This is a genomic window from Curtobacterium sp. MCPF17_046 (genome assembly GCF_003224295.1).
GTDB lineage: Bacteria > Actinomycetota > Actinomycetes > Actinomycetales > Microbacteriaceae > Curtobacterium.
Genome location: NZ_QKLB01000014.1, coordinates 26,265 through 42,457, shown reverse-complemented (window position 1 = coordinate 42,457; position 16,193 = coordinate 26,265). Strand labels below are relative to the sequence as shown.

At 70.7% G+C, this 16,193-nt stretch carries 18 protein-coding genes; 16 read left to right on the top strand and 2 right to left on the bottom strand.

The features are described 5' to 3' along the window. Nucleotides 1-38: 38 nt before the first annotated feature. Entirely contained in the window at nucleotides 39-821 is a 783-nt protein-coding gene (gene map, locus DEJ32_RS12375; RefSeq protein ID WP_110826146.1) for a type I methionyl aminopeptidase, read from the bottom strand. Nucleotides 822-987: 166 nt separating this feature from the next. On the opposite strand from map, the gene rplS reads away from it, so the two are divergent. The 9 genes from rplS (at nucleotide 988) to DEJ32_RS12330 (ending at nucleotide 8,217) form a co-directional block, all read left to right on the top strand. Then, a complete protein-coding gene (rplS, locus tag DEJ32_RS12370; protein WP_110826147.1) occupies nucleotides 988-1,341 on the top strand; it encodes a 50S ribosomal protein L19 in 354 nt (117 codons plus the stop codon). A 156-nt stretch (nucleotides 1,342-1,497) separates the two neighbouring features. After that, a complete protein-coding gene (gene lepB, locus DEJ32_RS12365) occupies nucleotides 1,498-2,247 on the top strand; it encodes a signal peptidase I (protein WP_110890930.1) in 750 nt (249 codons plus the stop codon). Continuing rightward, nucleotides 2,244-2,942, top strand: coding sequence for a ribonuclease HII (locus DEJ32_RS12360; protein ID WP_110901489.1), 699 nt, complete (start codon nucleotides 2,244-2,246; stop codon nucleotides 2,940-2,942). Before lepB ends, DEJ32_RS12360 begins: the two co-directional genes overlap by 4 nt. A gap of 7 nt (nucleotides 2,943-2,949) precedes the next feature. Beyond that, a complete protein-coding gene (locus DEJ32_RS12355) occupies nucleotides 2,950-3,273 on the top strand; it encodes a DUF2469 family protein (RefSeq protein ID WP_110826150.1) in 324 nt (107 codons plus the stop codon). A 79-nt stretch (nucleotides 3,274-3,352) separates the two neighbouring features. Next, nucleotides 3,353-3,703 (top strand): Lsr2 family protein, encoded by a 351-nt coding sequence (locus tag DEJ32_RS12350; RefSeq protein WP_110826151.1) that lies wholly within the window; start codon nucleotides 3,353-3,355, stop codon nucleotides 3,701-3,703. Nucleotides 3,704-3,890: 187 nt separating this feature from the next. Continuing rightward, nucleotides 3,891-4,277: a YraN family protein gene (locus DEJ32_RS12345; RefSeq protein ID WP_110890928.1), complete on the top strand. Its 387-nt coding sequence runs from the start codon at nucleotides 3,891-3,893 to the stop codon at nucleotides 4,275-4,277. After that, nucleotides 4,274-5,797 (top strand): YifB family Mg chelatase-like AAA ATPase, encoded by a 1,524-nt coding sequence (locus DEJ32_RS12340; RefSeq protein WP_110901488.1) that lies wholly within the window; start codon nucleotides 4,274-4,276, stop codon nucleotides 5,795-5,797. The genes DEJ32_RS12345 and DEJ32_RS12340 overlap by 4 nt, the downstream gene beginning before the upstream one ends. Beyond that, on the top strand, nucleotides 5,794-7,074 hold the full coding sequence (gene dprA / locus DEJ32_RS12335) for a DNA-processing protein DprA (RefSeq protein ID WP_110901487.1): 1,281 nt from the start codon (nucleotides 5,794-5,796) through the stop codon (nucleotides 7,072-7,074). Before DEJ32_RS12340 ends, dprA begins: the two co-directional genes overlap by 4 nt. 165 nt (nucleotides 7,075-7,239) lie before the next feature. Continuing rightward, nucleotides 7,240-8,217, top strand: coding sequence for a tyrosine recombinase XerC (locus tag DEJ32_RS12330; protein ID WP_110901486.1), 978 nt, complete (start codon nucleotides 7,240-7,242; stop codon nucleotides 8,215-8,217). On the opposite strand, the gene DEJ32_RS12325 is transcribed toward DEJ32_RS12330, so the two are convergent. Then, nucleotides 8,154-9,005 carry a murein hydrolase activator EnvC gene (locus tag DEJ32_RS12325; protein ID WP_258369047.1) on the bottom strand — a complete coding sequence of 284 codons (852 nt, stop codon included), beginning with the start codon at nucleotides 9,003-9,005 and terminating at the stop codon, nucleotides 8,154-8,156. The two genes, DEJ32_RS12330 and DEJ32_RS12325, sit on opposite strands and share 64 nt — an antisense overlap. Before the next feature lie 479 nt (nucleotides 9,006-9,484). Between DEJ32_RS12325 and DEJ32_RS12320 the strand changes: the two genes are divergently transcribed. The 7 genes from DEJ32_RS12320 (at nucleotide 9,485) to DEJ32_RS12290 (ending at nucleotide 16,114) form a co-directional block, all read left to right on the top strand. Further along, on the top strand, nucleotides 9,485-10,927 hold the full coding sequence (locus DEJ32_RS12320; protein WP_258368400.1) for a sugar porter family MFS transporter: 1,443 nt from the start codon (nucleotides 9,485-9,487) through the stop codon (nucleotides 10,925-10,927). A gap of 285 nt (nucleotides 10,928-11,212) precedes the next feature. Next, the gene (rpsB, locus tag DEJ32_RS12315) at nucleotides 11,213-12,139 is read left to right on the top strand and encodes a 30S ribosomal protein S2 (RefSeq protein ID WP_110825190.1); all 927 of its coding nucleotides are present in this window, start codon (nucleotides 11,213-11,215) and stop codon (nucleotides 12,137-12,139) included. A gap of 90 nt (nucleotides 12,140-12,229) precedes the next feature. Then, a complete protein-coding gene (gene tsf, locus DEJ32_RS12310) occupies nucleotides 12,230-13,057 on the top strand; it encodes a translation elongation factor Ts (protein ID WP_110825189.1) in 828 nt (275 codons plus the stop codon). 106 nt (nucleotides 13,058-13,163) lie between these two features. After that, a complete protein-coding gene (pyrH, locus tag DEJ32_RS12305) occupies nucleotides 13,164-13,883 on the top strand; it encodes a UMP kinase (RefSeq protein ID WP_110825188.1) in 720 nt (239 codons plus the stop codon). Nucleotides 13,884-13,937: 54 nt separating this feature from the next. Then, nucleotides 13,938-14,492: a ribosome recycling factor gene (gene frr / locus DEJ32_RS12300; RefSeq protein WP_110825187.1), complete on the top strand. Its 555-nt coding sequence runs from the start codon at nucleotides 13,938-13,940 to the stop codon at nucleotides 14,490-14,492. Between the two features lie 50 nt (nucleotides 14,493-14,542). Continuing rightward, nucleotides 14,543-15,484: a phosphatidate cytidylyltransferase gene (locus tag DEJ32_RS12295; protein WP_110825186.1), complete on the top strand. Its 942-nt coding sequence runs from the start codon at nucleotides 14,543-14,545 to the stop codon at nucleotides 15,482-15,484. Between the two features lie 81 nt (nucleotides 15,485-15,565). Next, entirely contained in the window at nucleotides 15,566-16,114 is a 549-nt protein-coding gene (locus tag DEJ32_RS12290; RefSeq protein WP_110825185.1) for a DivIVA domain-containing protein, read from the top strand. The last annotated feature ends 79 nt before the right edge of the window (nucleotides 16,115-16,193 follow it).

Here is a 16,193-nt window from a genome sequence, read left to right as displayed (position 1 = left end):
GGTGTCGGGCCTCCCGTCCGCTCGTCTGTGCTGCCGCCTCAGGCGCCGCGCTGCGCGCGCCGGAGGGTGAGGACCTCCGGGCCCTGTTCCGTGACGGCGACCGTGTGCTCGACGTGCGCGGCCCGTGACCCGTCGACACTGCGGAGCGTCCAGCCGTCCTCGTCCTGGACGAGCTCGTCCGTGCCCTGCATGAGCCAGGGCTCGATCGCGACGACGAGGCCCGGTCGCAGCTTCAGTCCGCGTCCCGGGCGGCCGTCGTTCGGGACGTGCGGGTCGCCGTGCATGGTGCGGCCGACGCCGTGCCCGCCGAACTGCAGGTTCACGTCGTACCCGGCGCCCCTGGCGACCGAGCCGATCGCGGCGGAGACGTCGCCGAGCTTGTTGCCCGGGGTCGCCTGCGCGATGCCGGCGGCGAGGCACCGTTCGACCGTGGTGATGAGACGCTGGTCCTCGTCCCGGGGCGTGCCCACCTGCACGGTGACGGCGGAGTCCGCGACCCACCCGCCGACGCTCGCGGCGAAGTCGAGACTGACCAGGTCGCCGTCCTGCAGCACACGGTCGTACGGCAGCCCGTGCAGGGCCGCGTCGTTCACCGACGTGCAGAGGTTCTTGCCGAACGGCGACTTCCCGAAGGACGGGTGGTAGTCCACGTAGCAGCTCTCGGCGCCACGGTCCGCGATCATCCGCGCGGCCACGCGGTCGAGGTCGAGCAGGTTCACCCCGACGTCGACCGTCTCCAGCAGGGTGTCGAGGACGTCGGCGACGAAGCGGCCGGCGACACGCAGTCCGTCGAGTTCGGCGGGGGTGCGGAGTTCGATCATGGGACCATCCTGCCGGTTGGCTGCGGTGGGGTTGTTGTGGCATGATGATCGATCGTGCCCTGGCTGGACTCTGCCACGGGGGAGTCGCCGACACCGGGCACGCATCTCGTACTTTCCGAATTCGATCCGCGGCGACCCGTGTGCGTCCGCAGGAAGTGACACCATCATGCAGCTGCTCGACCACGTGACCGCCGGTGCCCTGCGCACCGACCACCCGGACTTCCGCCCCGGCGACACCGTCAAGGTCCACGTCAACATCGTCGAAGGCACGCGTTCGCGTATCCAGGTCTTCCAGGGCGTCGTCATCGGCCGCCAGGGCCACGGCATCGGCGAGACCTTCACGGTCCGCAAGGTGAGCTTCCAGGTCGGCGTCGAGCGCATGTTCCCGGTGCACTCCCCGATCATCGACCACGTCGAGATCGTCACCCGCGGTGACGTCCGTCGCGCGAAGCTCTACTACCTCCGCGAACTCCGCGGCAAGGCGGCCCGCCGCAAGATCAAGGAGAAGCGCGACAACTGATCGCCTTCACAGCGACGCCCGGAACGCCGGGCCCGCTGCGAGCCCCTCGTCCATGTACGGTTGTGCACCGGCGGGGGGCTCGCCCGTTCCCGGAGCCGCTCGCGCTCCGGGGGCATGCGTCCCGGGCCCCCGGGGAACAGGTCGACGAGAGTGGAAATGACGGACACGACTGAGGGCGAGGCCCGTCGGCCGCGGAACACGAAGAAGCCGCGGAACGGGGTGCTGACCTTCCTGCGGGACCTCGTCATCATCTTCATCGCGGCACTCCTGGTGTCCTTCCTGGTGAAGACCTTCCTGATCCGCTCCTTCTACATCCCCTCGGCCTCGATGCAGAACACCCTGCAGATCAACGACCGCGTGATCGTCAACGAACTCGTGCCGGACACCGTCGCCCTCAAGCGCGGGGACGTCGTCGTCTTCAAGGACCCGGGCGGGTGGCTCGACGGCGAGCAGCTGCCGAACGTGACCCCGACGTCGCCCGTCGGTCAGGCGGCCGACTGGCTGCTCACGCAGGTCGGGCTCGGGACCGGGGACAGCGACGACCACCTCATCAAGCGGGTCATCGGGCTGCCGGGCGACACCGTGGCGTGCTGCAACGACCTCGGTCAGATGACGGTCAACGGCGTCCCGATCACGGAGCCGTACCTCAAGCTCCCGGCCGGCGACACCCGTGCCTCGTCGACCGACTTCTCCGTCACCGTGCCGAAGGGCACCATCTGGGTGATGGGCGACAACCGGAACGACTCGAAGGACTCCCGGTACAACGGGGACACCCCGTCGAAGGGGTTCGTCCCCCTCTCCGACGTCACGGGCCGGGCGTTCGTCATCTCCTGGCCGATGAGCCGGTGGACCTGGCTCGACGACCACCCCGAGGTCTTCGCCGGCGTGGAGGAGCGGGACGAGTGACCCCGGTCCGTCCGTCCCTGCGGCTGGAGAAGTCGCTCTTCGCCGCCGGCCGGGTCACCGTGATCGGTGTCGACGAGGTCGGCCGTGGTGCCATCGCCGGGCCGGTCGGCGTCGGTGTCGCGGCGGTGACGGTCGACGTCCGTCGCGTGCCGCAGGGGCTGGCCGACTCGAAGCTCCTGTCCCAGGCGCGGCGGACCGAGCTCGTGCCGACGGTCACCCGGTGGGCGCGCACCGCCGTCGGGATGGCGTCCGCCGAGATCGTCGACGAGCAGGGCATCGTCGCCGCACTGGGGCTGGCCGGGGCGCGGGCGATCACGACCCTCGTCGACGACGGGGTCTCGCTCGAGGGTGCGGTGGTGGTGCTCGACGGGTCGTTCGACTGGCTCTCGCGGGCCCTGCCTTCCGAGCACCGGCCACTCGACGTCCAGGTGCGGGTGAAGGCGGACCGTGACTGCGCCTCCGTCGCCGCGGCGTCCGTCGTCGCCAAGGTCGCTCGTGACGAGCTGATGATCGCTGCGCACGACGATGCGCCGCACTACGCGTGGGCGTCCAACAAGGGGTACGGCTCGACCGCGCACTACGACGCCATCCGAGCGGTCGGGCCGCATGCGCTGCACCGGAAGACCTGGTTGCACGCCGCCTCCGCGGTCGCGCTCGACGGGTTCGAGGAACTCGACCGCGTCGCCGTAGACTGAGCGCGCGATGGATGACGAAGAATTCGACGACTACGACCGCGAGGTCGAACTTGCCCTGTACCGCGAGTACCGCGACGTCGTCGGGCAGTTCCGGTACGTGGTCGAGACCGAGCGCCGCTTCTACCTGGCGAACGAGGTCGAGCTGGTCCGTCGGGACACCGAGCACGACTTCTACTTCGAATTGACGATGAACGACGTGTGGGTCTGGGACGTCTACCGGTCCGACCGATTCGTGAAGTCCGTTCGTGTTCTCACGTTCAAGGACGTGAACGTCGAAGAACTCACCGCGCGGGAACTCGAACTCCCCAAGGAACTCGCTCTCGACGAGTAGGGGATCGCCGACGCATTCGGTCATTCCGGAAACTCCTGCGATACGCTGGGTCGTATTCACGATCCTGAAGGAGTGAGAAATGGCGCAGAAGGTCACTGTCCAGCTCGTCGACGATCTCGACGATTCGCCGATCGCCGCTGGCGATGGCCGCACGGTCGAGTTCGCGTTCGACGGTTCGTCCTACGAGATCGACCTGTCCAACGACAACGTCGACAAGTTCCGGGATGCGATCTCGGACTACATCGCAGCAGCGCGCAAGACCGCCGGTCGTCGCACCGGGTCGACGGGCAAGCCCTCGTCGGCGCCGAAGCGCGGCAACTCCGAGGAACTCGGCAAGATCCGCGAATGGGCGAAGGAGAACGGCTACGAGGTCTCTTCTCGTGGTCGTATCTCGACGCAGGTGCAGGAAGCGTACGCAGCCGCACACTGATCATCCCGATCGGCGTCCGTCGCCGATCACAGCAAGGGCCGGACATTCCGTGAGGAATAGTCCGGCCTTTGTCGTTGTGCGGGACATCGGGCCAACCGTTCCTTCACAGGACGGTCTTTCCGCGCGTCCATCCACAGGACACCACGAGCCTTCTCCATTCGGTCCCGGCGTTCATCATCCTGACTCCATGACGAATCGAGCAGCGCCACGAGTTCCGACCGACTCGCGGAGAGCAACGGGGATGACCGGAGAACGCCACGCCGTGGAATGGCTCGAGCGGCACGGGTTCCGGATCATCGACCGGAACTGGCGATGCGCACGCGGCGAGATCGACATCGTCGCGCGGACCGGCGAGACCATCGTCTTCGTCGAGGTGAAGACCCGGACCGGCCAGGCCGCCGGTCATCCGCTCGAAGCCGTGACGCCGCAGAAGCTCGCCCGCATGCGTCGACTCGTCCCGGCCTGGTTCCACGCGAACCGCGAGGAGACGGCGCGCGCGATCCGGCTCGACTGCATCGCCGTCACGATCGTGGCGGACCACGTGGCGATCGAGCACGTCGAGGCGATCGGATGAGTGACATCGGACGGACGTCGGCCGTGGCGCTAGTGGGGGTGCGGGGGACCCTCGTCGAGGTCGAAGCGCACCTCACCAGTCAGCTGCCGACCTTCAGCATCATCGGGTTGCCGGACACGTCGCTCGGGGAAGCCCGGGAACGCGTCCGCTCGGCAGCGACCGTCGCCGACTGCCCGCTGCCGTCACGTCGCATCACGGTCAACCTCACACCGGCCAGCGTCCCCAAGCGCGGCTCCGGGTTCGACCTGGCCATCGCGATGGCGGTCCTCGCCGCCGCGGGGACGGCTCCCGGAGCCGACCGACGGATCGTCTACGTCGGAGAGCTCGGTCTCGACGGACGCGTCCGCCCCGTGTTGGGCATCATCCCGGTCGTGCTGGCGGCCCGCGAGGCCGGGATGGACCGCGTCGTCCTGCCGATCGGCAACCTCGCAGAGGCGCAGGCCGTCCCCGGGGTGACGCTCACCGGGGTGGACTCGCTCCGGTCCGCCGCGATCGACGCCGGTGCCGATCTCCCGGCCGGGTTCGTCGACCCGGTGCTCCTCCCGGTGCCGGTCGACGACACACCACCGCCGCTCGAGCTCGCCGACGTGGTCGGCAACGCCATCGGTGTCCGCGCGGTCGTCACCGCCGCCGCGGGCGGCCACCACGTCCTCCTGCTCGGGCCGCCGGGTTCGGGCAAGACCATGCTCGCCGAACGCCTGCCCGCGCTGCTGCCGGACCTCGATGGCGACGCGGCACTCGAGGTCGCCGCGGTCCGGTCGGTCGCAGGGCACGGCGTGCGCTCCTGGACACGGCGACCGCCGTGGGAAGCGCCGCACCACTCGGCGTCGGCGGCCGCCCTGATCGGCGGCGGGACGGGGCAGCTCCGGCCGGGAGCGGTGTCACGGGCGACACGCGGTGTGCTGTTCCTCGACGAAGCCACCGAGTTCCCCCGAGCGGTCCTGGACGCGCTCCGGCAACCCCTCGAAGCAGGGCGCATCACGGTGCACCGCGCCGGGGGATCAGCCGAGTTCCCCGCCCGGTGTCAGCTCGTGCTCGCCGCCAACCCCTGTCCGTGCGGGAACGCCGGGGGTGTCGGTGGCCCGGCCTGCACGTGTCCGCCGAGCGCGGTCCGGCGGTACCTCGGTCGCCTGTCCGGGCCGCTGCTCGACCGCATCGACATCCGGGTCGCGGTCGCCCGGGTGACGACCGGGACGCTCCGCGCGAGTGACGGGACGGCCCCGACCACCGATGCGGCGAGGCGGATGATCGGCCAAGCCCGGGAGCGCATGCGGACTCGGCTCCGGGGGACCGGATGGACCACGAACGCCGACGTCACCGGGACGTGGCTGCGCGGTGACGGCCGCGCCGCACCGGGTGCCTCCGACGTCCTCGACCGAGCACTCGACCTCGGCACCCTGACGATGCGCGGCTGGGACCGGGTGATGCGACTGGCGTGGACGATCGCGGACCTCGACGGCGACGACCGACCCGACCGACGACACGTCGAGCGCGCGCTCGCGCTGCGGACGGCGCTGTGAGCACCGGGGGCAGGACTGCCCGGCGCAGGAGCGTCGACCGTGCCGCCGCGCTGTCACGACTCCGTGCCGCCGTCGTACGACCCGGCGAGCTGGGCACCGACGAACTCCTCGCCCGGGTCGCCTGGTCGACGGTCGTCGAGCCGGGGGACGGCACGGCCGGTGAGCTGGTGGGACGGCTGGGCGCGGGCCGCTCGATCCGTGCCGTCCTGCAGGCGCTCGACGACGGGCCGGTGGCACTCGGGGAGATGCTCGTCGAGGCCGGACGCGACTCGGCGGAGGACGACGTGCGCGACGAGCTCGCCCGGGCGGCCTCGGATGCGCTCGTGCCGGCACTCGAACGGTGGCGCCCACGGCTGCTCCGCCTCGACGTCGACGCCGTCCTGGGGGCAGCCTCCGCCGTGGGGTGCACGCTCCTCGTCCCGGGTGACGAGGACTGGCCGGCCGGGATCGACGACCTCGGTGTCCATGCTCCCCTCGTGCTGTGGCGTCGAGGAACGCGTCCGGTCGGTGGCCTCCCGGGCATCTCGGTCGTGGGGGCCCGGGCGAACACGGTCCTCGGAGCGGAGGCCGCGGCGGAGATCACCTCGGCCGCGGCGGACGCCGGATGCCTCGTCGTCTCCGGGGGCGCGTACGGCATCGACGCGGTCGCGCACCGGGTGGCCCTCGCAGCAGGTACACCCACGGTCGCGGTGCTCGCCGGCGGTGTCGACCAGCTCTACCCGGCGGGGAACAGCACCATGCTCCGGAGCGTCGCCGACCACGGAGCCCTGCTCGCGGAGTGCCCGCCCGGCACCAGACCGTCCCGGTGGCGGTTCCTCGCCCGCAACCGGCTCATCGCTGCCCTGGGGTCGGTGTCGGTCATCGTGGAGGCGGGTGCGCGGTCGGGCGCACTCAACACGGCCCACCATGCCGGGCAGCTCGGGCGACCGGTGTTCGCCGTGCCGGGGCCGTACTCGTCCTCGGCGTCGGCCGGCTGCCACCGGCTGATCGCCGATCGCCGTGCCGAGATCGTCGTGCACCCGGCGGAACCCGTCGACGCGGCCCTCCGCACCCGGTCCGGGGACCCGACGACGGACCCTGCGGTGCCGATCGCCGCCGCACGGGTCGACCCCGAGGTGCTCCGTGCCGTCGATGCCCTGAGCCGCCGGAGAGCGATCTCGCTCGACGAGGTCGCCGTCCGGTCCGGGCTGTCGCCAGCGGACGCGACGGACGCCCTCGCGCTCGCCGAGCTGCAAGGGCTGGTGACGCGGGGACCGGGCGGGTGGACGGCCGCATGACACCAGACGACGGGGGGAGCCGGCGGCGGAGCAGGAGGACGACCAGCGCGACGTCCGGAGCGGGACCGGGACCGCCGTCGTCCTGCGCAGGTCGCGGGTGGGGGACGGGCCGCGCACCCGGCGGGGTGACGGGAGCGTGCTCGATGCCGGCCGTACCCTGACGAGGTGCACGACGACGAGGGACACCACCGCGGGAGTGACCGGCTCGACCGGGCCGTGTCGGCGTTCCTCGAGCACGGCCGACACGGGCGCGGCCTCAGTGAGCAGACCGTGCGGGCGTACCGCGCGGACCTCGACGACCTCACGGCGTTCGCGTCCGGGCGGGGGATCGACCGGACCGACGGCATCACGCTCGAGCTCCTGCGCGACTGGTTGTGGACGGCGAACGAGCGCGGTCTCGCTCGCTCGACGATCGCCCGTCGGAGCGCGTCGGTGCGCGCCTTCACCCGGTGGGCGAGCGAGTCCGGCGTGCTGCCGGTCGACCCCGGCGTGCGGCTGCGCGCGCCGAAGGGTGCCGCGCACCTGCCGCGCGTGGTCGCACAGGACCAGGTGCGGGAGATGCTCGACGGATTGAGCGCCCGCGCGGTCGGTGACGACCCCGCCGCCCTGCGCGACCTCGCCGTGGTCGAGCTGCTCTACGCCGCCGGCATCCGGGTGAGCGAACTCGTCGGACTGGACCTGACGGACCTCGACCGGGAGCGCCTGACGGTCCGGGTGCTCGGCAAGGGCGGGAAGGAACGCGTCGTGCCGTTCGGGGTGCCGGCGCGGGACGCGCTCGAGGACTGGCTGGAGCGCGGCCGACCGGCGCTCGCCGCCGCCGGTGCTCCGTCGACCGGCGCACCGCCCGCTCGGACGTCCGCTGCGGACACCGCCCTGTTCCTCGGCGACCGCGGAGCGCGACTCGGCACCAGGAGCGCCTACCGGATCGTGGCGAGACTGCTCGAAGCGCTGCCGGGGGACGGGCCGAGCGGCCCGCACACCTTCCGGCACACGGCGGCGACGCACCTGTTGGACGGGGGAGCGGACCTCCGTGCCGTGCAGGAGATGCTCGGGCACGCCAGCCTCGGCACGACGCAGATCTACACGCACGTCTCGTCCGCTCGGTTGCGCGAGGTGTACCGGACGGCGCACCCCCGCGCCTGACCCGTGCCCGCTCCGACGCCGGCGGTCAGCGCGTCCTCCGGCAGCAGGACCGGCCAGGCCGGTGCCGGCAGCAACGGGAGCGGATCGACGTAGCTGCCGTCGACCCGAGCGCCGAGGTGCAGGCACGGCGTCACGGCAGGACAGTGCCCCGACGCGACGACCCCGACCGGCGCCCCACGGTCGACACGGTCGCCCGTCCGGACGACCGGTCGCACGGGGTCGAGGGTGCTCACGAGCCCGTCTCCGTGGTCGATGGTCACGACCGGTCGACCTCCGACCGGGCCGGCGAACGTGACGGTCCCCGCGTCGGGGGCCGACACGGTCGTGCCCGGGGCCGCGGCGACGTCCAGACCACGGTGCCCGGGCCCGTACTCGGTCGCCGGGGGTTTCCACGGCCGCTGGACGACGTGACGTGCCGTCGGCCAGGACCACCGGGCTCGTCCTACCGTGGGCCGGTGAGCGCCGGACGGGGCGGGCGCAGGTGCTCGCTCGACGAGACCGGTCTGGCCCATCTGGCCGACCGCGCCACCCGCGCCACCCGCGCCACCCGTGCCGACCGCGCCACCCGCGCCTCCCGCGTCGATCTGGCCGCCCGCGCCGACCGCGCCACCCGCGCCACCCGCGCCACCCGCGCCGATCTGGCCGCCCGCGCCGACGCCGTGGAATGCCGCCGCCCACCCCCGCTCCCCGGGCCCGTCGACCATCCCGGCGGCACGACCCGGGGCGGCGAGGTCGGCCACACCGACCCGACCCACCGGTCCGACCAGGCCGACCACGGCCACGGCCACGGATGCAGCCAGCCCCACCCGCAGGACGCCCGGCAGCGCCCTCCGAGTCCTCATCGCGGTCGCAGTCGCCGCGGACGCCGGGACCCGTGGCAACCCAGCCCGCCACTCAGCCCGCCACGGACACCGCGCACCCCGCCACGGACCCCGCCACCGACCCGGTGCCGGCCCCCGCTCGGCACGCCGCCCCGCCACGCCCGGCACCACGCTTCCCCGTCCGCTCCTCGTCGCGCTCGTCATGCCACCCAGGCTCGCCGTCCCGACCCGGCCCCGAGGCGGACCGGAGCCCTCCTGTGGACGGAGCCCCGGGCCTCCCGGCCGGTGGAGGAGCGGCCGCCGCACGGCGCCCGATGTGCTCAACAACCCGCGAAGGGGTACTGTCGGGGCCGCTCCGGACACCGCAACGCCGCTCGGACGGCGATCCAGCCGACCGCCGGGGCACCGTGCACCACCCGGCACGGCGGCGGGAACCCAGGAGCATCGTGTCGACCAGGACCACCGAGCACGGCGAGGACCGTGCGTTCAAGGGGAAGGTCACGCTGTTCGCCGTCGCGGCGGCGGTCGGTGGCTTCCTCTTCGGCTTCGACTCGTCCGTCATCAACGGGGCGGTCGACGCGATCAAGGGGGAGTTCGACCTCTCCGACGGCGCCAGCGGGTTCGCGGTCGCCTCCGCGCTCATCGGGTGTGCGTTCGGCGCGTACTTCGCGGGACGCCTCGCGGACCGGTTCGGTCGTACCCGGATCATGTTCTGGGCCGCGGTGCTGTTCTTCGTGTCCTCGATCGGGTCGGGGTTCGCCTTCGCCACGTGGGACTTCGTCATCTGGCGCCTCGTCGGCGGACTCGGCATCGGCACCGCATCGGTCATCGCACCTGCGTACATCTCCGAGGTCTCCCCGAAGGCGATCCGTGGGCGCCTCGCGTCCTTCCAGCAGCTCGCGATCACGCTCGGCATCTTCGCCGCCCTGCTCTCCGACCAGTTCTTCGCGGTCACGGCGGGCAGCGCGTCGGCGGACGTCTTCGGCCTGCCGGCTTGGCGCTGGATGTTCCTGGTCGGCGTCGTCCCGTCGATCGTCTACGGCATCCTCGCGATCACGCTGCCGGAGTCGCCCCGGTACCTGCTCACCAAGGGCCGCGAGGACGACGCGCGTGAGGTCATGGGCAAGATCGTGGCCCGTGACACCGTGAACACGAGCCTGGAGGAGATCCAGGACGGCATCCAGAAGGAAGCGAACGAGAAGAAGGGTTCCATCCGCGGCAACCGCTTCGGCCTGCAGCCCATCGTCTGGGTCGGCATCATCCTCGCCGTCCTGCAGCAGTTCGTCGGCATCAACGTGATCTTCTACTACTCGACAACGCTGTGGCAGGCCGTCGGCTTCAAGGAGAGCGACTCGTTCCTCATCTCGACCATCACTTCGGTCGTGAACGTCCTGGTCACGTTCATCGCGATCTTCCTCGTAGACAAGGTCGGCCGGAAGCCGCTGCTCGTCGCCGGTTCCGCGGGCATGTTCGTCTCGCTGACGATGGTCGCCATCGCGTTCTCGCAGGCCCGCATCGTCGACGGTGAGCCCTCGCTGCCCGGCGCCTGGGGCGTCATCGCCCTCGTCTTCGCCAACCTGTTCGTCGTCTCCTTCGGTGCGACCTGGGGCCCGCTCATGTGGGTGCTGCTCGGCGAGATGTTCCCGAACCGCATCCGCGCCACCGCGCTCGGCATCGGCTCGGCGGCGAACTGGATCGCGAACTTCATCGTCACGATCTCGTTCCCGGTGCTGTCCGGCTTCAACCTGACGGTCACCTACGGCATCTACGCGCTCTTCGCGCTGCTGTCGCTGTTCTTCGTCATCGCGAAGATCCCCGAGACCAAGGGCCGCTCCCTCGAGGAGATGGGCATCTCGGCCGAGGGCGACACGGTCAGCGCCAAGGCCTGACGCTGCCGCCCACCCAGCCGGGAGGCCCGGATCGCGTGACCCTGCCGGTCGCGTGATCCGGGCCTCCTTCCTCTGTTAGCATCTATCCAGCAGCGCGCTGGTCGCGCTGACTTCGCGTGTCCACCAGTGCCGGCCTCCGGCACGTCCCGCGGCCATCGGTCCTGCTCTCACGAGCGGGCGGTCACGGGGCTGGGCACCAGGGGCCACGACCACCGGTCGTGACCGACACAACCGCAACCGTGTGCACGGGCTCCGTCCCGTGCGCCGAGAACAAGGAGGGACGGCATGGCCGTCGTCACCATCCGCCAGCTGCTCGACAGCGGCGTCCACTTCGGACACCAGACCCGTCGGTGGAACCCGAAGGTGAAGCGCTTCATCCTCGCCGAGCGCTCGGGCATCCACATCATCGACCTGCAGCAGTCGCTGGCCTTCATCGACCGTGCGTACGACTTCGTCAAGGAGACGGTCGCGCACGGTGGCACGATCCTCTTCGTGGGCACCAAGAAGCAGGCGCAGGGCTCCATCGCCGAGCAGGCGACCCGCGTCGGCCAGCCGTACGTCAACCAGCGTTGGCTCGGCGGTCTGCTCACGAACTTCCAGACGGTCTCCAAGCGCCTCGCGCGCATGAAGGAGCTCGAGGAGATCGACTTCGACGACACGACGAAGGGCTTCACCAAGAAGGAGCTCCTCATCAAGAAGCGCGAGCTGGACAAGCTCCACAAGACCCTCGGTGGTATCCGCAACCTCACGCGGACCCCGAGCGCGCTCTGGATCGTCGACACCAAGAAGGAGCACCTCGCCGTCGACGAGGCGCAGAAGCTCGGGATCCCGATCATCGGCATCCTCGACACCAACTGCGACCCGGACGAGATCACCTACCCGATCCCGGGCAACGACGACGCGATCCGCTCCGTCGGCCTCCTCACCCGCATCGTCGCCGACGCCGCGGCCGAGGGTCTGAAGACCCGCCACAACGGTGGCGACGACGACGCGGCCGCCGAGCCGCTCGCCGAGTGGGAGCAGGAGCTCCTCGGTGGCGACAGCGCGACGCCGGCCGCCGACGCCGCCCCCGAGGGTGCGACCGTCGCCGAGAACGACGCTGACGCTCAGGTCGCCGCGAAGGAGATCGGCGAGCCGATCGCCGACGCCGACAAGAACGCCGAGCCGACGGCCGAGGCCGCCGCCGCTGCGGAGACCACCCCCGCCGAGTGAGCACCCGGGGCGCCGGACCGTCACCGGTCCGGCGCCCCTGCTCCGCTCCCCACTCTCCACACACGCACAGTCCAGAAAGGACTCCAGGCAATGGCAAACTTCACCGCTGCTGACGTGAAGAAGCTCCGCGAGGACCTCGGCGCCGGCATGATGGACGCCAAGAACGCCCTCGTCGAGGCTGACGGCGACTACGACAAGGCCGTCGAACTGCTCCGCATCAAGGGCGCGAAGGCCGTCGCCAAGCGCGACGACCGTGCGACCTCGGAAGGCGTCGTCGTCGCATCGGCCGACAACGGTGCCGCCACCGTCGTCGAGCTCGCCAGCGAGACCGACTTCGTCGCGAAGAACGAGAAGTTCACGACCCTCGCCGACAAGGTGCTCGGTGCGGTCGCCGCTGCCGGTGCCACCGACGTCGCCTCGGCGAACGCGGCCCCGCTCGACGGCAAGACCGTCCTCGAGGTCGTCAACGAGAGCGCAGCGGCGCTCGGCGAGAAGCTCGAGGTCCGCACGGTCCGCCGTGTCGAGGGCTCGGCCTTCGAGATCTACCTGCACAAGACGAGCCAGGACCTGCCGCCGCAGATCGCCGTCGTCGTCGCCTACGAGGGTGACAACGCCGCCGAGGCCCGTTCCATCGCGCAGCACGTCGCGTTCGCGAACCCGTCGTACCTCACGCGCGACGAGGTCCCGGCCGACGCGATCGAGAAGGAGCGCGCCACCGTCGAGGCGATCACGCGCGAGGAGGGCAAGCCCGAGGCCGCCCTCCCGAAGATCGTCGAGGGTCGCGTCAACGCCTTCATCAAGGGCATCTCGCTCCTCGACCAGGACTACGCGAAGGACAACAAGATCTCCGTCGCGAAGGCCGCCGAGAACGCCGGCATCACGATCCAGGGCTTCGCCCGCGTCAAGGTCGGCGCGTAACGAACCCATGACGGGGCCAGGAACCAACCGGTTCCTGGCCCCGTTGTCGTGCGCCCCGGCGCACCGAGTACATTTCCACGAGACCACGACGAAGGGTGCTTGACACATGACCGACGAGAAGACCGGACGCCGACGGGTCCTGCTGAAGCTCTCGGGAGAGGCGTTCGGCGCCGGTTCCCTGGGCGTGAACCCCGACGTCATCAGCTCCATCGCGAAGGAGATCGCGAACGCCGCTCGCGAGGTCGAGGTGGCCGTGGTCGTCGGTGGGGGGAACTTCTTCCGCGGTGCCGAGCTGTCGCAGCGCGGCATGGACCGGGGCCGCGCGGACTACATGGGCATGCTCGGTACCGTCATGAACGCCCTCGCCCTCCAGGACTTCCTCGAGCAGGCCGGCGCCGCCACCCGTGTGCAGTCGGCGATCAGCATGACCCAGGTCGCCGAGCAGTACATCCCGCGTCGCGCCGAGCGGCACCTCGAGAAGGGCCGCGTCGTCATCTTCGGTGCGGGCGCCGGCCTGCCCTACTTCTCGACCGACACCGTCGCCGCGCAGCGTGCGCTCGAGATCGGTGCGGACGAGGTGCTCGTCGCCAAGAACGGCGTCGACGGCGTGTACTCCGCCGACCCGAAGAAGGACCCGACCGCCGAGAAGCTGCACCACGTCACCTACCAGGACGCACTCCTCAAGGGGCTCAAGGTCGTCGACGCCACCGCGTTCTCGCTCTGCATGGACAACGGCATGCCGATGCACGTGTTCGGCATGGAGGGCGAGGGCAACGTCCGCGCCGCGATCCAGGGCGAGCGCATCGGGACCGTCGTCAGCAACTGACCGGGTCCCGACCGCCGACTGACTAGACTCGACCCGTACCGAAGGAGAACCACCGTGATCAGTGACGTCATGACCGAGGCGACCGAGAAGATGGCGAAGGCCGTCGACGTCGCGAGGGACGACTTCGCCACCGTCCGCACCGGCCGCATCAACGCCGCGCTCTTCCAGAAGATCCCGGTCGAGTACTACGGTTCGCCGACCCCGCTCGCGCAGCTCGCGTCCCTCCAGACGCCGGAGGCCCGCACCCTCATCGTGACGCCGTACGACAAGTCGGCGCTCAAGGAGATCGAGCGTGCGATCGCGACCTTCCCGAACCTCGGGGCCAGCCCGACGAACGACGGCGAGATCGTCCGCGTGACGATCCCCGAGCTCTCGGCCGAGCGCCGCAAGGAGTTCGTGAAGATCGTCAAGGGGAAGGGCGAGGACCACAAGGTCGTCCTCCGCAACATCCGCCGCAAGGCCAAGGACGACCTCGACGCGCTGAAGGGCGAGGTGTCCGACGACGACATCGCCCGCAGCGACAAGGAGCTCGACGCGCTGACGAAGAAGCACGTCGACCAGATCGACGAGGCGCTGAAGAAGAAGGAAGCCGAACTCCTCGAGGTCTGATGCGCCGTCCGGACCAGGGCGACGACCGCCCCACATCAGATGACCGCCGCATGACGGGGTTCCGACAGGACTTCGACGCGCGGGCGAGGGCGGCCCGGAGCGACTTCGAGGCGCAGATCCGGCAACGTCGTGCCGAATTCGGTGTGCGCAACGAAGCACTGACCGCCCGCACCGGGCGGAACCTGCCGGCGGCGATCGCGATCGCACTCGCGTTCGCGGTGGTCATGCTCGCGTCGCTCCTGGTCTTCAAACCGGTGTTCATGCTCGTCGCCGCGTTCCTGCTCGGCGTCGGCGTCTACGAGCTCGCGAGCGCGATGCGGTTCGCGGGTCGTGACGTCCCGAGGATCCCGAGCGTCGCGGTCGCGGTCGCGACCGTCCCGGCCGCCTTCCTCGGCGGGCAGGACTGGGCGCTGTCGACGCTGCTCGGCGGCGTCGTCGTCATCTCGGTGTGGCGCCTCGTGGAGGTCGCCTTCGCCCGCACGAAGCCGTCGGCGCAGAACGTCGTCCGCGACCTCACGAACGGGTTGTTCGTCCAGGCGTACGTGACGCTGCTCGGTGCCTGCGTGGTGCTCCTGTCCGCGCAGGACCACGGCGAACGCTGGGTGATCGCGTTCATCCTCGTGGTCGTCGCGGTGGACACCGGGGCGTACGCGACGGGCATCAACCTCGGCAAGCACCCGATGGCGCCGCGCATCAGCCCGAAGAAGACGTGGGAGGGCTTCGGGGGATCGGTCGCGGCGAGCATCCTCGTCGGCATCCTCGTCACGTGGCTGATGCTCGGACTGCCCTGGTGGACCGGGATCATCCTCGGGGTGCTCATCTCCGGATCGGCCACGCTCGGGGACCTCACCGAGTCGATGATCAAGCGCGACCTCGGGATCAAGGACATCTCTTCGTTCCTGCCGGGCCACGGCGGGCTGCTCGACCGGATCGACAGCATCCTGCCGTCGGCGGCCATCGCGTACCTGATGTACCTCGTCATCGTGCGCTGACCACACCCCGGACGGGGCTCCGCGCACGCTGTCCCCGCGCGTCCAGGAAGTGCTCCGACACAGGACTGGCACAATGGCGCCGTGCCTTCGACGTTCCCGACTGCCCCCCGCTCGGTCCTCGGCTACGACGCCGACGAGGTCGAGCGTTTCCTCGAGGACGCTCGGCGTGCCTACACCGCGAACGACAGCGCCCCCGGGATCGAGGCGGCGAAGATCCGCGCGACCGCCTTCTCGATGAAGAAGGGCGGCTACTCGACGCAACACGTCGACGCCGCGCTGGAACGTCTCGAGGACGCGTTCGCCGCACGTGAGCGTGAGCGGGAGATCGCCGACGTCGGCCAGAAGGCCTGGTACGCGGAGGCTCGGAGCAAGGCGTCCGACGTGGTCGCACGACTCGGCCGACCCGACGGGCAGCGGTTCCAGCGCGTGAGCGTCCTGACGACCGGCTACCACCCGAAGGACGTCGACGCGTTCTCGCGCCGGCTGCACGGCTACTTCAAGGACGGCAAGCCGCTGAGCCTGACCGAGGTCCGATCGATCGTGTTCCGTCCGAAGCACGGCGGGTACCGCGAAGCCCAGGTCGACGCCCTCCTCGACGCCGTCGTCGAGGTCATGCTCGCCGTGCGCTGACGGACCGGCGCAGCGGGCCGCATCGGCGCCTGCCGAATCGCCGTCCCCAGGTGCTTCGCTTTCCGTGATCGTTCCGTTA

Bases quoted from the DNA above. Each gene is read 5' to 3' on its own strand.
- DEJ32_RS12340 (WP_110901488.1), top strand. From the start codon at position 4,274: ATGAGTGACATCGGACGGACGTCGGCCGTGGCGCTAGTGGGGGTGCGG.
- map (WP_110826146.1), bottom strand. From the start codon at position 821: ATGATCGAACTCCGCACCCCCGCCGAACTCGACGGACTGCGTGTCGCC.
- rplS (WP_110826147.1), top strand. From the start codon at position 988: ATGCAGCTGCTCGACCACGTGACCGCCGGTGCCCTGCGCACCGACCAC.
- tsf (WP_110825189.1), top strand. From the start codon at position 12,230: ATGGCAAACTTCACCGCTGCTGACGTGAAGAAGCTCCGCGAGGACCTC.
- DEJ32_RS12355 (WP_110826150.1), top strand. From the start codon at position 2,950: ATGGATGACGAAGAATTCGACGACTACGACCGCGAGGTCGAACTTGCC.
- pyrH (WP_110825188.1), top strand. From the start codon at position 13,164: ATGACCGACGAGAAGACCGGACGCCGACGGGTCCTGCTGAAGCTCTCG.
- lepB (WP_110890930.1), top strand. From the start codon at position 1,498: ATGACGGACACGACTGAGGGCGAGGCCCGTCGGCCGCGGAACACGAAG.
- DEJ32_RS12350 (WP_110826151.1), top strand. From the start codon at position 3,353: ATGGCGCAGAAGGTCACTGTCCAGCTCGTCGACGATCTCGACGATTCG.
- DEJ32_RS12345 (WP_110890928.1), top strand. From the start codon at position 3,891: ATGACGAATCGAGCAGCGCCACGAGTTCCGACCGACTCGCGGAGAGCA.
- rpsB (WP_110825190.1), top strand. From the start codon at position 11,213: ATGGCCGTCGTCACCATCCGCCAGCTGCTCGACAGCGGCGTCCACTTC.
- DEJ32_RS12295 (WP_110825186.1), top strand. From the start codon at position 14,543: ATGACGGGGTTCCGACAGGACTTCGACGCGCGGGCGAGGGCGGCCCGG.